General features: G+C 62.4%; 13 protein-coding genes and 1 riboswitch. Of the genes, 8 read left to right on the plus strand and 5 right to left on the minus strand.

Annotated features, from left to right (window positions below; translation table 11 throughout):
• Positions 1-343 precede the first annotated feature (343 nt).
• From glmM to serA, 5 genes are all read left to right on the plus strand, one after another.
• Positions 344-1,696, plus strand: coding sequence for a phosphoglucosamine mutase (gene glmM, locus NKJ35_RS18625; RefSeq protein ID WP_254816475.1), 1,353 nt, complete (start codon positions 344-346; stop codon positions 1,694-1,696).
• A gap of 222 nt (positions 1,697-1,918) precedes the next feature.
• Positions 1,919-2,761 (plus strand): outer membrane protein, encoded by an 843-nt coding sequence (locus tag NKJ35_RS18630; RefSeq protein WP_352649052.1) that lies wholly within the window; start codon positions 1,919-1,921, stop codon positions 2,759-2,761.
• Positions 2,762-2,994: 233 nt separating this feature from the next.
• Positions 2,995-3,744: an outer membrane protein gene (locus NKJ35_RS18635; protein ID WP_352649054.1), complete on the plus strand. Its 750-nt coding sequence runs from the start codon at positions 2,995-2,997 to the stop codon at positions 3,742-3,744.
• A 198-nt stretch (positions 3,745-3,942) separates the two neighbouring features.
• Positions 3,943-5,118: a phosphoserine transaminase gene (locus NKJ35_RS18640; RefSeq protein WP_352649056.1), complete on the plus strand. Its 1,176-nt coding sequence runs from the start codon at positions 3,943-3,945 to the stop codon at positions 5,116-5,118.
• 67 nt (positions 5,119-5,185) lie between these two features.
• Positions 5,186-6,787 (plus strand): phosphoglycerate dehydrogenase, encoded by a 1,602-nt coding sequence (serA, locus tag NKJ35_RS18645; protein ID WP_352649058.1) that lies wholly within the window; start codon positions 5,186-5,188, stop codon positions 6,785-6,787.
• Positions 6,788-6,871: 84 nt separating this feature from the next.
• On the opposite strand, the gene NKJ35_RS18650 is transcribed toward serA, so the two are convergent.
• The gene (locus NKJ35_RS18650; RefSeq protein ID WP_352649060.1) at positions 6,872-7,774 is read right to left on the minus strand and encodes a DMT family transporter; all 903 of its coding nucleotides are present in this window, start codon (positions 7,772-7,774) and stop codon (positions 6,872-6,874) included.
• Between the two features lie 322 nt (positions 7,775-8,096).
• Here NKJ35_RS18650 and NKJ35_RS18655 point away from each other — a divergent pair, with 322 nt between their 5' ends.
• Complete coding sequence (locus NKJ35_RS18655; RefSeq protein WP_254816481.1) at positions 8,097-9,395, plus strand: adenylosuccinate synthase; 1,299 nt, start codon at positions 8,097-8,099, stop codon at positions 9,393-9,395.
• A gap of 73 nt (positions 9,396-9,468) precedes the next feature.
• Entirely contained in the window at positions 9,469-11,151 is a 1,683-nt protein-coding gene (locus NKJ35_RS18660) for a hypothetical protein (RefSeq protein WP_352649062.1), read from the plus strand.
• Positions 11,152-11,182: 31 nt separating this feature from the next.
• On the opposite strand, the gene NKJ35_RS18665 is transcribed toward NKJ35_RS18660, so the two are convergent.
• From NKJ35_RS18665 to NKJ35_RS18680, 4 genes are all read right to left on the minus strand, one after another.
• Positions 11,183-11,482, minus strand: coding sequence for a CcdB family protein (locus tag NKJ35_RS18665; RefSeq protein ID WP_352504964.1), 300 nt, complete (start codon positions 11,480-11,482; stop codon positions 11,183-11,185).
• The gene (locus tag NKJ35_RS18670; RefSeq protein ID WP_352649077.1) at positions 11,482-11,724 is read right to left on the minus strand and encodes a type II toxin-antitoxin system CcdA family antitoxin; all 243 of its coding nucleotides are present in this window, start codon (positions 11,722-11,724) and stop codon (positions 11,482-11,484) included. The genes NKJ35_RS18665 and NKJ35_RS18670 overlap by 1 nt, the downstream gene beginning before the upstream one ends.
• Positions 11,725-11,800: 76 nt before the next feature.
• Positions 11,801-13,621, minus strand: a complete 1,821-nt coding sequence (locus tag NKJ35_RS18675) for an ABC-F family ATP-binding cassette domain-containing protein (RefSeq protein ID WP_352649064.1) — start codon at positions 13,619-13,621, stop codon at positions 11,801-11,803.
• 15 nt (positions 13,622-13,636) lie between these two features.
• On the minus strand, positions 13,637-14,281 hold the full coding sequence (locus NKJ35_RS18680) for a thiamine diphosphokinase (protein ID WP_352649066.1): 645 nt from the start codon (positions 14,279-14,281) through the stop codon (positions 13,637-13,639).
• A gap of 127 nt (positions 14,282-14,408) precedes the next feature.
• A riboswitch (TPP riboswitch) is annotated at positions 14,409-14,523 on the plus strand.
• Positions 14,524-14,566: 43 nt separating this feature from the next.
• On the opposite strand from NKJ35_RS18680, the gene thiB reads away from it, so the two are divergent.
• Positions 14,567-15,580: a thiamine ABC transporter substrate binding subunit gene (thiB, locus tag NKJ35_RS18685; RefSeq protein ID WP_352649068.1), complete on the plus strand. Its 1,014-nt coding sequence runs from the start codon at positions 14,567-14,569 to the stop codon at positions 15,578-15,580.
• Positions 15,581-15,668 lie beyond the last annotated feature (88 nt).

A 15,668-nucleotide genomic window follows, 5' to 3' on the forward strand; every position in this document is an offset into this window, starting at 1 on the left:
GGCTGGTTCCCAGCGAGGCCACTGCGTCACATGACGGCCAGTCAAATCGGCGGGTGCGGAGGACCTGAGCCTACCGCTGTCTGGAGCCGCACGATGCGGACTCGGGTTCAAGGCCACACTGCCACAGACCAAAGGATCCAGATGAGGTTTGAGTTGACGTTTCTGATGCTGCTGCCGCAACAAGGGCTCGGAACTTGAAAATCAACACACTAGCGTGACGCAAAACACACAAAACAACAATTTTCTAAGGATTGGTCGTCCATAATCATACAATGTGATGACGGGGCTTGGGCCATTTTATGGCATGAGATGCTCGGAAAGAACCATCGGGAAGCTGGCGAACATGGCAGGACATTATTTCGGTACGGACGGCATTCGTGGGCGAGCCAATAAGTTTCCAATGACGGCGGAGGTCGCCATGCGGGTCGGCATGGCCGCCGGCCTCTCCTTCCAGCGCGGCAGCCACCGCCACCGCGTCGTGCTCGGCAAGGATACCAGGCTTTCCGGCTACATGATCGAGAACGCGATGGTATCGGGCCTGTGCGCCGCCGGCATGGATGTCTTCCTGCTCGGCCCTATCCCGACGCCCGCTGTTGCCATGCTGGTGCGCTCGCTGCGCGCCGATATCGGGGTGATGATTTCTGCCTCGCACAACCCCTATTACGACAACGGCATCAAGCTGTTCGGCCCCGATGGCTACAAGCTGTCCGATGAGATCGAGGAGCGTATCGAGGGGATGCTCGACAAGGATATCGAATTGGCGCTCGCTGATTCCGATGGGCTCGGCCGCGCCAAACGCGTGGACGGCGTGCATGACCGCTATATCGAATTCGCCAAGCGCACGCTGCCGCGCTCGATGTCGCTGTCGGGCCTGCGCATCGTCGTCGATTGTGCCAATGGCGCCGCCTACAAGGTGGCGCCCGACGCGCTATGGGAACTCGGCGCCGAGGTCGTTGCCATCAATGTCGAGCCGAACGGCTTCAACATTAACAAGGAATGCGGCTCGACTCATCCGGCCGGCCTGCAAAAGAAGGTGCACGAGGTGCGTGCCGATATCGGCATCGCGCTCGACGGCGATGCCGACCGCGTCGTCATCGTCGACGAGAACGGCGCGATCGTCGATGGCGACCAGATCATGGCGCTGATTGCCGAGTCCTGGCACCAGAGCGGGCGGCTGGCCGGCGGCGGTGTCGTCTCGACGGTAATGTCCAATCTCGGCCTCGAACGCTTCCTCGGCGACATGAACCTGCAGTTGCATCGCACCAAGGTCGGCGACCGCTATGTCGTCGAGCACATGCGTGCCCATGGGCTCAATATCGGCGGCGAACAGTCGGGTCACATCGTGCTGTCTGACTTTTCGACCACCGGCGACGGCCTTGTCTCGGCGCTGCAGGTGCTCGCCTGCATCAAACGGCAGAACCGGCCGGTGAGCGAACTGTCGAAGAAGTTCGAGCCGGTGCCGCAGTTGTTGAAGAATGTGCATATTTCCGGCGGCAAGCCGCTCGAGGAGGCGCCGGTCAAGGCAGCGATCGAAGATGCGCGCAATCGCCTCGGCAAGGCCGGGCGCCTGGTCATCCGGCCATCCGGCACGGAGCCGCTCATCCGCGTCATGGCGGAAGGCGACGACCCACAACTTGTCGAATCAGTCGTCAACGACATCGTCGAGGTCATTTCGGAAACGCGCAGCGCCGCCTGATCTCCCTCCCAACACCGGTTCAAAGCCCGCCTTGCTGGCGGGCTTTTTATTGAGTCGCCAATTCCGCCTGCAGCAACGGCGGCCAGATTGCTCGACTTTTAGAGATTCGTGGTTAATCAATACGGTTAAACGCCTTTTAACCTTTCCGATTCATTATCCACAACTGAGGTCAATCATATTTCGGGCGCGTTCGCCGTTCGAGGGTTCTCAGGAGTGATAAGCATGTTCAACACAGCAAGAATGGCCCTCCTGGCCGCGCTGTTTGCCGGCGCCGGGCCGGCATTCGCCGCCGATTTCGTCGAGCCGCCCGTAGTCGAAGAGGCGCCACCACCGGTTGCCTACGAGCAGCCGGCCGAATTCGGCGGCTGGTATATTCGTGGCGACATCGACTATCACTGGTCGAAGTTTCGTGGTGGCGACTACATCACCTACGGTGTAGCGCCCCAGAATCCCGGCAAGTTCGATACAGGCAAGCTGGACGGCGCCTTCTCGGCCGGCGGCGGTGTTGGTTACCAGATCGACGAGCATTTCCGCACCGATCTCACCTTGGACTGGATGAGCAAGTCCAAATTCCGTGGCTCGACCAACGGCTTCTGCGGCCCGCAGCAAACGCCTTGCACGTCCGTCGATACCTCGTCCTATTCGGCGCTGCTGCTCTTGGCCAACGCCTATGTCGACATCGGCACCTGGCATGGGATCACGCCTTATGTCGGCGCCGGCATCGGCGGTGCCTGGGTCAAGTGGGATGAACTGCACAACGTGGACAGCGACGGTTCATTTGATCATAGCGGTGGCAAGGGCTGGCGTTTTGCCTATGCTGCCATGGCGGGCGCATCCTACTGCCTGACCGACCGCGTCAAACTCGATGTCGGCTACCGCTTCAGCCACATCAATGGCGGTAAGATGTTCGACTATGCCTCCCTCCCTAATGTCGGCCCAGGCTATGACAAAGGTATCAACGTGCACGAAGTGCGTGGCGGCCTGCGCTACCAGTTCGGCAGGTCGGACTGCGCGCCGCCCCCGGAGCCCTATGTTCCGGAACCGGAGCCTGTTTACACCAAGTAGTCGCCTCGAATTCCAGGAATTCGTCGACCGCCCGGCTGATGCCGGGCGGTTTCGTTTTGGCTGCCTACAGATGCTGCGGCGCTCTGGAACACCGTCCAGCTTGAGAAGCGAAAGCGGATCAAATCAATTGCTAACGCCTTGTTATCCTTAACCCGCATTTAACCACTATGGTTAACAATGCTCTCTGAAACGGCGCGCGATTGCGAATGCGCCAAGTTCGGGAGCCGAGGACCATGACATCCAAATCGCCTGTAGCACTGGCGCTTGCAGCAATCGTCCTGATGCCGCTGACGCCGGCGCTTGGTGCCGATTACGAACCGCCGGTCTATGTCGACCAGGCGCCCGACTATGTACCGGTCGAGGTTGGCTCGGGATGGTATCTGCGCGGCGATGTCTCCTATCTGGTGCAGAAGAGCTTCAGGGATGAGGATTTCGCCTTCACGCCCGCGAGCTTCGACGAAAAGGAAGATCCCATCTTCGCCAGCATTGGCTTCGGCTACCATTTCAACGACTATCTGCGCGCCGATCTCAATGCCGGCTATCTGCCCGGCAACAAGATCGAGGTCGGCTATAACAACGGAACGACCGTGGCATCGGCGACCCTGAAGAACTATGCCTTCTCAGGCATACTCAATGGCTATGTCGACCTTGGCACCTATGTCGGAATCACGCCTTATCTCGGCGCTGGTGTCGGTATCCTCCAGAGCAAGCGCCGCCTGTCGGCGAGCTACTTCACCGCCAACGCCGACCCCACCGACGATTTCGTCCTGCGTGACAACAAGACCCAATACTCCTTCGCCTACACGCTGAATGCCGGCCTTGCCTACCAAGTGTCCAAGAATGTCTCAGTCGATGTGGGCTATCAGTATTTCTCCGCACCCGACGCCGAATATGTGACGGCCGAAAGCCTGACTTCTTATCCGATCCGCAAGGGGATCAATAATCACCAGGTCAAAGTCGGACTGCGATACGACCTCTGGTAGGCTCGATCGAAGCTGAGGCGTGAACAATGGCGGGTCTTTGGCCCGCCGTTTGCGTTGTGGCACTTTTTTTGCCAAAGGCAGCCGGTATCCCGACAGCGACAAAAACTTTCCCCTTGACGCCGAAAGCCTGAACGCATATCGCCGTCCGTGGGCCACCCCTCCCCAACGAGGGGCCACTATCTGGAAGGATAGACCACGATGCCGACGCATACTAAGCCCGGACTCCGTCCGGCAAATCCCAATTTTTCCTCAGGTCCCTGTGCAAAACGCCCCGGCTGGTCGGTCGAGGCGCTCAAAAATGCCGCGCTCGGACGCTCGCACCGTGCCAAGATCGGCAAGACCAAGCTCGAACAAGCGATCGAGCTGACCCGGGAAATCCTCCAGGTTCCGGCGGATTACCGCATCGGCATCGTGCCGGCCTCGGATACCGGCGCGGTCGAAATGGCGCTGTGGTCGCTGCTCGGCGAACGCGGCGTCGACATGGTCGCCTGGGAGAGCTTCGGTTCCGGCTGGGTCACCGATGTGGTCAAGCAGCTGAGGCTCGCCGATGTTCGCAGGTTAGAGGCGGACTACGGCGTGCTGCCGGACCTGACCAAAATCGATTTCGACCGCGACGTGGTCTTCACCTGGAACGGCACGACGTCGGGCGTGCGCGTGCCGAACGGCGATTTCATCCCGGCCACCCGCAAGGGCCTGACCATCTGCGACGCCACTTCGGCGGCCTTTGCGCAAAAGCTCGATTTTCAGAAACTCGACGTCGTCACCTTCTCCTGGCAGAAGGTCCTGGGCGGTGAAGGCGCGCACGGTATGCTGATCCTCAGCCCGCGCGCCGTCGAACGGCTGGAAAGCTACAAGCCGGCCTGGCCACTGCCGAAGATCTTCCGTCTCACCTCGGGCGGCAAGCTGATCGAAGGCATCTTCAAGGGCGAGACCATCAACACGCCGTCTATGCTGTGCGTCGAGGACTATCTCGACGCGCTGCGTTGGGCGCAGTCGATCGGTGGCCTCGACGCGCTGGTCACCAGAGCGGATGCCAACGCCGCTGTTCTCGATCGCTTTGTCCGGAAATCTTCCTGGCTCGGCCATCTTGCCGTCGACCCGGCGACGCGTTCGAACACATCGGTCTGCCTTTCATTCACCGATCCGGATGTCGCTGCACTCAACGCCGATGGACAGGCTGCGTTCGCCAAGGCAATCGTCTCGGCGCTCGACAAGGAAGGCGTCGCCTACGACATCGGCGCCTACCGCGATGCACCGCCCGGCCTGCGCATCTGGTGCGGCGCGACAGTCGAGACCTCCGATCTCGAAGCGCTGCTGCCCTGGCTCGACTGGGCCTTTGCCGCGCAAAAGGCGTCGCTGAAGGCAGCCGCCTGAGTTTTCCTGTGGCGGCTCTCGGGCCGCCATCCCCAAGCGGATCAAATCATAATTGAAGGAGGCCGCCATGGCGCCCCGCGTTCTCGTCTCAGACAAACTTTCCACCACCGCCGTGCAGATATTCAGGGATCGCGGCATCGAGGTCGACTATTTGCCGGATCTCGGCAAGGACAAGGAAAAACTGCTCGAAGTGATCGGCCAGTATGATGGGCTGGCCATCCGCTCGGCGACAAAGGTCACGGAGAAGCTGATCAACGCCGCGACCAGGCTGAAGGTCGTGGGCCGCGCCGGCATCGGCGTCGACAATGTCGACATCCCGGCGGCGAGCCGCAAGGGCATCATCGTGATGAACACGCCTTTCGGCAATTCGATCACCACCGCCGAGCATGCCGTCGCCATGATCTTCGCGCTGGCCCGCCAGATACCGGAGGCCAACGCCTCGACCCATGCCGGCAAATGGGAAAAGAACCGCTTCATGGGCGTCGAGATCACCGGCAAGACGCTCGGCATCATCGGTTGCGGCAATATCGGCTCGATCGTCGCTACGCGCGGCGTCGGCCTGAAGATGCACGTCGTCGCCTTCGACCCGTTCCTGTCGGACAGCCGCGCCGAGGAACTCGGTGTCGAAAAGGTCGAGCTCGACGAGCTGTTCGCCCGTGCCGACTTCATCACGCTGCACACACCGCTTACCGACAAGACACGCAACATCATCGACGCCGCGGCGATCGCAAAGATGAAGGCCGGCGTGCGTATCATCAACTGCGCGCGTGGCGGGCTGATCGTCGAGGCCGACCTGATCGCGGCCTTGAAGAGCGGCAAGGTGGCCGGCGCCGGCATCGACGTGTTCGAGGTCGAACCGGCGGAGAACAACGCGCTGTTCGGCATGGAGAATGTGGTGGCGACGCCGCATCTCGGTGCCTCGACGATGGAGGCGCAGGAGAACGTCGCGCTGCAGGTCGCCGAGCAGATGTCGGACTATCTGATCAAAGGCGCTGTCTCCAATGCCATCAACATGCCGTCGATCACCGCCGAGGAAGCGCCGCGGCTGAAACCTTTCGTCAAGCTCGCCGAAGTGCTCGGCGCCTTTGTCGGACAGGTCACCGAGGATCCGATCAAGGAGGTCGAGATCCTGTTCGACGGCTCGACCGCGACGATGAATACGCGGGCGCTGATCAGCGCTACTCTTGCCGGGCTGATCCGGCCGCAGGTCGCCGACGTCAACATGGTGTCGGCGCCGATCATGGTGAAGGAGCGCGGCATCATCGTCGCCGAGGTCAAGCGCGACAAGTCGGGCGTGTTCGACGGCTATATCAAGCTAACGGTCAAGACCGAGCACAGGACGCGCTCGATCGCCGGCACCTGTTTTTCGGACGGCAAGCCGCGCTTCATCCAGATCAAGGGCATCAATCTCGACGCCGAGGTCGGTCAGCACATGCTCTACACGACCAATGCCGACGCGCCCGGCATCATCGGCCTGCTCGGCACGGTGTGCGGCGAGAACGGCGTCAACATCGCCAATTTCCAGCTCGGCCGCAACCGGCCGGGCGGCGATGCCATTGCGTTGCTCTATCTCGATGCGCCGTTCCCGGAAGACGTGTTGGCGCAGGTGCGCTCGCACAAATCGATCGACTCGGCCAAGCGGCTGCATTTCGACGTCGGCGCGGCCTGAAATTCGATCGCCCCGTGTGCAGCAGCACGCGGGGCGCTTCCATGGTCGTTGACGGACCGCAGTGAACCGTCGCGGCGAGCGACTTCATTCAGCAGCGGATACCGACATCTTCCGTCCGCTGTATTCGGCGAGGCTGATGCCGCCCAGCACCAGTGCGAGAGCCAGCGCCTGATAAAGCTGGAATGTCTCACCGACAATCAGCACCGACAGCAGCGTACCGAAGATCGGCACCAGATTGATGAACAGGCCGGCCCGGTTGGCGCCGATCAGCTCGTTGCCCCTGATATAGAAGATCTGCGAGATGACCGAAGCACCGATGGCGGTATAGAACGCGACAGCCCAGCCGCGGGCGTCGGGGACGATGACCTTGCCGGCGGCAATCTCCCACAGGAAGAAAGGCAGCGATGTGATGAGTGCGGCAACCGACAGCGCCAGCATCAGGCTCTGCCAGCGGATGACCGGCTTCAGCCGCAACCCCACCGAATAGAAGGAGTAGCAAAGCACGGCAACCAGCATGATCGCGTCGCCGAAGTTGAGATCCAGCTTGAGAAGCTGGCGCAGGTCGCCATGGCTCGCCGTCACCGCGACGCCGATGATGGTCAGCACGACGCCAGCGATCTGCACCCGGTTCACCCGCAGACGAAACAGCACGAAATTGGCGATGATGATCACGATCGGTATCGCCGCCTGCTCGATCGAGACGTTGATCGCCGTCGTGTAGTTGAGTGCCGTGTAGAAGATCGCATTGAAAAAGGCGAAGCCGCAAGCGCCGAGCCCGCCAAGCAGCAACCAGTGCCGACGCACCACTGGCCAGTCCTCTTGCAGCGTTCGCCAGCCGATCGGCAGCAGGATCAGAACGGCCAGAATCCAGCGCAGGAAGACCAGCGTCATCGGTGAAATGTGGTCGACCGCCAGCTTGCCGGCCACGGAGTTGCCGCCCCACAGCAAGGTGGTGAACAGCAGGAATAGGTAGGCGGCTCGATACATCGTGACATTCCGGCCAGGCAGAGGGAATTTGACGTCGGTGTGGGACTATTGCGACCGCTAGCCCAAGTAAATGATGTCAAAGGCGAAAATTGTTGTGCCTCGGAGCGTTTTGGGTGGCAAAGAGTGGTCGCGCTCTCCGGGTCTTGACGCTATAGAGCGACGTGCGTGCGATTGGACGCTACAAGTACGCGTCGGAAGGCTCTAATCCTCGCGTCGTGCTTTTCCGAAAATCGATTCCGATTTTGGGGGGCCGATGCGATAGAGGCCTGTCGTTTCGAACTGTTTTCAAGCTGCTCGTGCGGCGTCTCAAGGGAAAAGAAATATGGCCAATGTGGTGGTCGTCGGCTCGCAATGGGGCGATGAGGGCAAAGGCAAGATCGTAGACTGGCTGTCGGAGCGCGCCGACGTTGTCGTGCGCTTCCAAGGCGGCCACAATGCCGGCCACACGCTGGTCGTCGACGGCAAGGTCTACAAGCTGTCGCTGCTGCCGTCCGGCGTGGTGCGGCAAGGCAAGCTGTCCATCATCGGCAATGGCGTCGTCTTCGATCCGCACGCTTTCGTCGCGGAGGTTGCGAAATTGAAGGGGCAGGGCGTCGAGGTGACGCCGGACCGCCTGAAAATAGCCGAAAACACCGCGCTTATCCTGTCCTTGCACCGGGAGCTGGACGGATTCCGCGAGGACGCCGCGTCCAATTCCGGAACGAAGATCGGCACGACCCGCCGCGGTATCGGTCCCGCCTACGAAGACAAGGTGGGCCGGCGCGCGGTCAGGGTGATGGATTTGGCGGATTTGGAAACGCTACCCTTGAAGGTCGACAGGCTGCTGACGCACCACAATGCGCTGCGGCGCGGGCTTGGCCATGGCGAAGTCACGCATGAGGCGATCATGAGCGAGCTGATTTCCGTCGCTGACGAGATCCTGCCCTATATGGACCGCGTCTGGAAAATCCTCGACGACAAGCGCCGCGCCGGCGAGCGCATCCTGTTCGAGGGCGCGCAAGGCACGTTGCTCGACATCGATCATGGTACCTATCCGTTCGTCACCTCGTCAAATACCGTTGCCGGCCAGGCCGCTGCCGGGTCCGGTGTCGGCCCGGGCGCCATCGGCTATGTGCTCGGCATCACCAAGGCCTATACCACGCGTGTTGGCGAAGGCCCGTTTCCGACCGAGCAGAAGAACGAGATCGGCGAGTTCCTGGGCACGCGTGGCCATGAATTCGGCGTCGTCACCGGTCGCAAGCGCCGCTGCGGCTGGTTCGATGCCGTGCTGGTCCGCCAGGCCGTCGCCGTCAACGGCATCAAGGGCATTGCGCTGACCAAGCTCGATGTGCTCGATGGGCTGGACGAGATTAAGGTCTGTACCGGCTACCGACTCGACGGCGAGGCGATAGATTACCTGCCGGCCAGCCAGGGTGCGCAGGCCCGCGTCGAACCGGTCTACGAAACGTTGGAGGGGTGGAAAGGTACCACCGCCGGCGCGCGCAGTTGGAACGATCTGCCGGCCCAGGCGGTGAAGTACGTCCGCCACATCGAAGAGCTGATCGGCGCGCCGGTCGCACTCCTTTCCACCAGCCCTGAACGGGACGACACGATACTTGTGACCGATCCGTTTCAAGACTAGTTTCTCAGCCTTTCCGGGCATTGCGGCTGATTTGCGGGGGCCGGCCCAGAAACAAATGCAGGTCGACTGAAGCATGGTAGATTTTGTTGGTGCCCTGAAAAAGACGCTAGACAAGCTTGATAAGCCGTCGGCGGAAGTGCGCGCCAAAGTTTATGACATGGCGCGTTCGACGATCGCGAAGAAAATTGCCGAACGCGATCCGCCGTTTGCGCCGTCGGATGTCGCCAGGCAGAAGCGCGCACTCGAAGACGCCATCGCAAGCGTTGAGCGAGAATATGCTAAACCGGCACCGGCATCCGATCCGCTGGCGGAACTGGAGGACATCTTCTCCTCCATCGACCGCAACAAGAACCAGCCCAGCCATGTCCGGCAGCCGGCAAAGACCGAGCCAGCAACGACCGGGCCAGCAAAGACCGGGCCGGCCCAGACTGGGCCGGCATGGCAGTCCACGCCCGCCAAGGCGGTGCCGAACTGGCAAAAGCCGCAGCCCGTCGCTCTTCCTCAGGAGCGCGCTGGTCCGCCGCCGTCCGATATGGATCTTCCGACGGCCGATGACCAAGACAGCGTTTTTCGGGGCGACGACTTTTCCAACGACGGCGGCCCCGCGGAGGACAGGTTCCAGCGACTCCATCCTGCCGAGCGCAGGCGCAGCTATGGCGGCGTGATCGCCGCCGCCATTGCCCTGCTGGTCATTGCCGGTGGCGGTTATGGCATCTGGCTGAACAAGGATGCGTTCGGCAGCATGCTCGGCCTCGACGAGACCAAAGCCGTCGCCACCGAACCGCTGGTAAAACCAGCCCCGGCCAAGCCGGTGGCCGATGCGGCCGTACCGGCCGCCGCGCCTCCGACGGAGGCCGGCGAGGGCGCGAAGTTTACGCAGCGCCTGACGCCCGAGGGCCACGAAATCGATCCCGGCCCCGCGGCCGGGCAGGCGGGCATCGGCGAAGGCGAATCCGTCGCCGCACTGACCACGCCGCCGTCGGCCGCTCAAGCGCCGACCACCCCGGCACCCGCCGCACCGGCACCGGCCGCACCCGCCGACACGCAAGCCACGGCCAATGCTCCAGCAGTCGATGGGTCCGCTGCGCCAACGCCCGCAACGCCGCCCGATGCTGCAGCTACTCCGCCAGCCCCTGCAACGGCCGCCCCACCGCCCGCGACGGCAGCGGCACCGACGGTAGTTCCGCCGCAAGCCGCGTTGGCCGTCGGCCAGAAGGCGATCTTCTACGAGGAGCGCACCAGCACCGCTCAAGGCTCGGCCGAGCCCGGCAACATCGTCTGGTCGCTGGTGCAGGAATCGCCCGGCGGCGACCTGCCGCCCGAGCCGGCGATCCGTGCCGAGGCGACCATTCCAGGCAAGGATATCCAGTTGCGCATGACGATCCGTCGCAACACCGACCAGACGCTGCCGGCCAGCCACATCATCGAGATGATCTTCCTGACGCCTAATGGCTTCGAGGGCGGCGGTGTCGACAACATCTTGCGTGTCGCCATGAAGAGCTCCGAGCAGGATGCCGGCAGCCCGCTGATCGGCATCCCGGCCAAGATCGCCGATGGCTTCTTCCTGGTTGCGCTCAACGACACCAAGGCGGATGAAGACGCCAATCTGACCTTGCTCAGAGGTCAGGACTGGATTGACGTGCCGGTCGTCTACAAGACCGGGCGGCGGGCGCTGCTCACCATGGAAAAGGGAATTCCCGGCGAGAAGGTGTTCGACGAGGCGCTGAAGGCCTGGCAGACAAAGACGGCGGGGTGAGGCCGGCTCACCAGCCCAACGCCTCCTTGGCTCAGAAGCCTTGGAACAGCATGTCGAGCGCGCTCACGATGTCTTCGTGATGCCTGGTCAGATTCAGTCGGCTCTCGCCCAGTTCCGTCGCCGCAACCGTGGCGATCAAATGGGTGGCCATGACCAATTTCCGACCATTGATCTCGAAAATGGGATGGAGCCTTCGCATTGGTGATGGCGCCATCGCAACCGGCAGCAGCGGGACGACCACCCGGGTCTTGAAATGGTCGAGCAGATCGGCCTGGACGTCGAGGAGATAGCCGCCTTCGATGCTACTCGCGAAGACGTCGTAGCGCGCCATCAGAATTGCCGATGTTCTGCCAGCGGAATACCGCGTTTTTCGACATATTCGTTCCACGCATCTATCGTCGCGCGGTTCTCAAGCTTCCACAGCCGCGTCTTTTCGGCGGCCACTGCCTCTGCGATGCCGGCTTCAGCGGCGCGCGAGACATTAACATCGAGCCCCTTGGCTTCCTTCATGAGCTTTGAGTCGATAGACAGATTTGCCGGCTGACGAACCGCATTCACAGCTATCTTGCGCATGATCACCTCCGCAGCATGCGCATAACATATGCGCACTCCTGTCTAGCCGCAATGACAAGGTGCTTGAACTCGCGAATTACCCCTCCATCTCCTCGCGCAGCATCTCGAGTTCCAGCCATTCCTCCTCGAGCGCTGCCAGTGTGACGCGCTCCTTGTCGAGCGCGGCAATCGTCTTCTGGAACGAGGCCGGGTCGCGCTCGTAATAGGCCGGATCGGCGATGTTGTTCTCCAGCCGCGAGATCGAGGCCGACACCGCCTCGATCTTCTTGGGCAAGGTTTCCAGCGCGAATTTCTGCTTGAACGACAGTTTCTTTGCCGGGCCCTTGGGAGCGACCGCGTCGCTCCTGCTTGCGGCCGTCGCCTCGCTGGTCTCTGCCTTCGGCCGCGCCTTGCGGTCGTCCAGCCTGGTGCCGCCGCGCTGCGCCAGCATGTCGGAATAGCCGCCGGCATATTCGATCCAGCGGCCATCACCATCCGGCGCGATGATGCTGGTCACGGTGCGGTCGAGGAAATCGCGATCGTGGCTGACCAGGATCACCGTGCCGGCAAAGCCGGCGACCAGTTCCTGCAGCAACTCCAGCGTCTCCATATCGAGGTCGTTGGTCGGCTCGTCGAGCACAAGCAGGTTTGCCGGCCGCGCCAAAACGCGGGCGAGAATCAGCCGTGCCCGCTCGCCGCCCGAAAGCTCGCGCACCGGCGTGCGCGCCTGTTCCGGCTTGAACAGGAAGTCTTTCATGTAAGAGACGACGTGGCGCTGTTCGCCATTGATGACGAGGTTCTCGCTGCGACCGTCGGTGAGATACTGCGCCAGTGTCTCCTGTGGATCGACGGCCTCGCGCTTCTGGTCGAGCGTGGCGATCTCCAGATTGGTGCCTAGCCGCACCGTGCCTGCGTCCGGTTTCAATTCGCCGGTCAGCATCTTCAACAGTGTCGTCTTGCCGGCGCCGTTCGGCCCGACCAGGCCAACGCGATCGCCGCGCTGGATGCGGGTCGAGAATCCCTTGACCACGGTCAGATCGCCAAAGCTCTTCTCGATGTTCTTGGCTTCAATCACCAGCTTGCCGGATTCGGCGGCGTCGCTGGCTGTCATCGTCGCCGCACCCTCGGCGCCGCGATGACCGCGAAAGCGCTGGCGCATGGTCTGCAACTCACCGAGCCGGCGCATGTTGCGCTTGCGCCGCGCTGTCACGCCATAGCGCAGCCAGTGCTCCTCGCGCACGATCTGGCGACCGAGCTTGTGCTGCTCGCGCTCCTCCTCCTCCAGCACCGTGTCGCGCCATTCCTCGAAATAGCCAAAGCCCTTGTCGAGACGGCGGGTCTGGCCGCGGTCGAGCCAGATTGTGGCGCGTGACACGCGCTCGAGAAAACGGCGGTCATGCGAGATGACGACCAGTGCCGAGGAGGTGCGGGCAAGCTCCTCCTCCAGCCATTCGATGACCGACAGGTCAAGATGGTTTGTCGGCTCATCGAGGAGGAGAATGTCGGGCTCCGGCGCCATGACGCGCGCGAGTGCCGCACGCCTCGCCTCGCCGCCGGAGAGGTCGTTCGGCCGTTCTTCGCCGGTCAGGCCGAGATGCTCCATCAGATAGGTGGCGCGATAGGGATCGTCGGCGGGCCCGAGCCCCGCCTCGACATAGGCGCGGACGGTCGCAAAACCTTCCATGTCGGGCATTTGCGGCAAGTAGCGCACGGTTGCCGAAGGCTGGCGGAAGACTTCACCGTCCTGCGGCTCGATCAGCCCGGCGGCGATCTTGAGGAGCGTCGACTTGCCCGAACCGTTGCGGCCGACCAGGGCGATCTTGTCGCCAGCTGAGGCCGTCAGGGCGGCACCGTCGAGCAGCGGCGTGCCGCCGAAGGTCAGCTTTATCCCGTCGAGATTGAGAAGCGGCGGCGCCATGTCAGCTTTCTGGGCTCAGCTTTCCGGAAGAGGGTGGGGATGCGCGAGCAGCAGCGCGCGGCCGCTGGCCAGCGCGATTTCCAGCCGGCCCCTGACCTCGTTGGAAATGGTCAGCGACGAGCCGAACGCAACCTCGACATGGTCGAGCGGCCATTTGGCACCGGTGACGCTCAGGCCGGCGAGATCGGAGAAGCCGAGCACCGAAAACAGCGTGCCGTCGGCATAGTCGAAGCCAGCCTTTCCGGGCAGCAAGGGAATGCCTTCCTGTGCGCCGCTGGTCAAAAGCACGTCCGTCCCGCCTTCCGCCAGCCGGACGCTCAGCGCCAGATGCAGGAAGATGTGGTCGGTGCGTTTGCCGCCGAAAGCACCTGCGAGCACAAGGCTGGTCGCACCGCGTTCGAGCGCGGCAGCGATAGCGAGTTCACCGTCGGTCTTGTCCTTTTCGGGGGGAAACACCTGCCGTGGCACGGCGGCCAGATCCTCCGGCAACTCGGCAGGCACGGAATCGAAATCGCCGACCCAGAGTTCCGGCCTCAGGCCCAGCATACGGGCATGGCCGATGCCGGCATCGGCAGCGATGACGCGCGAGCCTTCGACCTGGCGGTCGAGCAGCGGCGTGCGGATGAGATCGCCGCCAAGCAGGATGGTGAATGTGCTCATATCTCGTGGCCCTTACCAGCCCTGCCCCGGAAACGGAAGATGAAACGGCAGACGAAACGGAAGGCTGGGCTTTGGATGCCCGGCAAACTTCCGCTTGCGCAGCACTTCGGCCGGGCCTATGTGTCGAAACGCTCTAACGGGGTGCCGGACGCGATCTTCGCGGACCGGCTGAGAGGCAAGACTGCCAACCCGCTGAACCTGATCCGGTTTGTACCGGCGGAGGGATTAGACGTTTCGGACAGCCCGACGCCTCAATTCCTTTCAACGCGAACGAAGGAGGCGCCGATGCGCAGTTTTTTCCACTCTCTTGTCTCAATTGTCCTGCTTGCGGCATCCGCGCTCGCCCTGCCAGGGCAGGCATCGGCACAGGATAGACTGACGGTCTATACCTATGAAAGCTTCACCGCCGATTGGGGTCCGGGACCGGCAGTGAAGAAGGCTTTCGAGGCCGAATGCAGTTGCGTCGTCGAATTCGTCTCGGTCGCTGACGGCGTGGCGCTGCTCAACCGTGTGAAGCTGGAAGGGGCCGCCACCAAGGCCGATATCGTGCTTGGCCTCGATACCAATTTGACGGCGGACGCCAAGGCAACCGGCCTGTTTTCGCCGCATGGCGCCATATGGGATGTCAGCGTGCCGGGCGGCTGGCGCGACGATATTTTCGTGCCGTTCGACTATGGCTATTTCGCCGTCGTCTACGATACCGAAAAACTGAAGAACCCGCCGAAGAGCCTCAGGGAATTGGTCGAGGGCGATGCCGGAGAGAAGCTCGTCATCCAGGACCCGCGCACCTCGACGCCGGGTCTTGGCCTGCTGTTGTGGGTCAAGTCGGTCTATGGCGACAAGGCGCCCGAAGCCTGGGCCAAGCTCAAGGCAAAGGTGCTGACGGTGACGCCAGGCTGGAGCGAGGCCTACGGCCTGTTCACCAAGGGCGAGGCGCCGATGGTGCTGTCGTATACCACGTCACCGGCCTACCACATGGTCGCCGAAAACACCGAGCGCTATCAGGCGGCGTCCTTCGAGGAAGGCGAATACCTGCAGATCGAAGTTGCGGGGATCACCACCAAGGGCGCGAAGAACCCGCTGGCGGAAAAGTTCATCGCCTTCATGACCGGACCGAAATTCCAGGATGTCATTCCCGAAACCAACTGGATGTTCCCGGCCGGCAAGACCGACAAGCCGCTCAATCCGGCGTTCGACAAGCTGGTCAAACCGACCAAAACCTTGCTGTTCAGCCCGGAGGAAGTCGCGGCCCACCGCAAGGCCTGGGTCGATGAGTGGCTTGCGGCGATGAGCAAGTAGCTTGGCCGATTGATCGAAGATGATCGCTCTACGGCGCCCCCCTCTGTCCTGGCGGGCAGATCCCCCACCAAGGGGGAGAGCGGCCGGC

Origin of the sequence: Mesorhizobium sp. M0136, assembly GCF_040322515.1 — a bacterium.
Classification (GTDB): domain Bacteria; phylum Pseudomonadota; class Alphaproteobacteria; order Rhizobiales; family Rhizobiaceae; genus Mesorhizobium.

Excerpts from the sequence above, each read along its gene's own strand:
- glmM (WP_254816475.1), top strand. The coding sequence starts at position 344 with ATGGCAGGACATTATTTCGGTACGGACGGCATTCGTGGGCGAGCCAAT.
- NKJ35_RS18630 (WP_352649052.1), top strand. The coding sequence starts at position 1,919 with ATGTTCAACACAGCAAGAATGGCCCTCCTGGCCGCGCTGTTTGCCGGC.
- NKJ35_RS18635 (WP_352649054.1), top strand. The coding sequence starts at position 2,995 with ATGACATCCAAATCGCCTGTAGCACTGGCGCTTGCAGCAATCGTCCTG.
- NKJ35_RS18640 (WP_352649056.1), top strand. The coding sequence starts at position 3,943 with ATGCCGACGCATACTAAGCCCGGACTCCGTCCGGCAAATCCCAATTTT.
- serA (WP_352649058.1), top strand. The coding sequence starts at position 5,186 with ATGGCGCCCCGCGTTCTCGTCTCAGACAAACTTTCCACCACCGCCGTG.
- NKJ35_RS18650 (WP_352649060.1), bottom strand. The coding sequence starts at position 7,774 with ATGTATCGAGCCGCCTACCTATTCCTGCTGTTCACCACCTTGCTGTGG.
- NKJ35_RS18655 (WP_254816481.1), top strand. The coding sequence starts at position 8,097 with ATGGCCAATGTGGTGGTCGTCGGCTCGCAATGGGGCGATGAGGGCAAA.
- NKJ35_RS18660 (WP_352649062.1), top strand. The coding sequence starts at position 9,469 with ATGGTAGATTTTGTTGGTGCCCTGAAAAAGACGCTAGACAAGCTTGAT.
- NKJ35_RS18665 (WP_352504964.1), bottom strand. The coding sequence starts at position 11,482 with ATGGCGCGCTACGACGTCTTCGCGAGTAGCATCGAAGGCGGCTATCTC.
- NKJ35_RS18670 (WP_352649077.1), bottom strand. The coding sequence starts at position 11,724 with ATGCGCAAGATAGCTGTGAATGCGGTTCGTCAGCCGGCAAATCTGTCT.
- NKJ35_RS18675 (WP_352649064.1), bottom strand. The coding sequence starts at position 13,621 with ATGGCGCCGCCGCTTCTCAATCTCGACGGGATAAAGCTGACCTTCGGC.
- NKJ35_RS18680 (WP_352649066.1), bottom strand. The coding sequence starts at position 14,281 with ATGAGCACATTCACCATCCTGCTTGGCGGCGATCTCATCCGCACGCCG.
- thiB (WP_352649068.1), top strand. The coding sequence starts at position 14,567 with ATGCGCAGTTTTTTCCACTCTCTTGTCTCAATTGTCCTGCTTGCGGCA.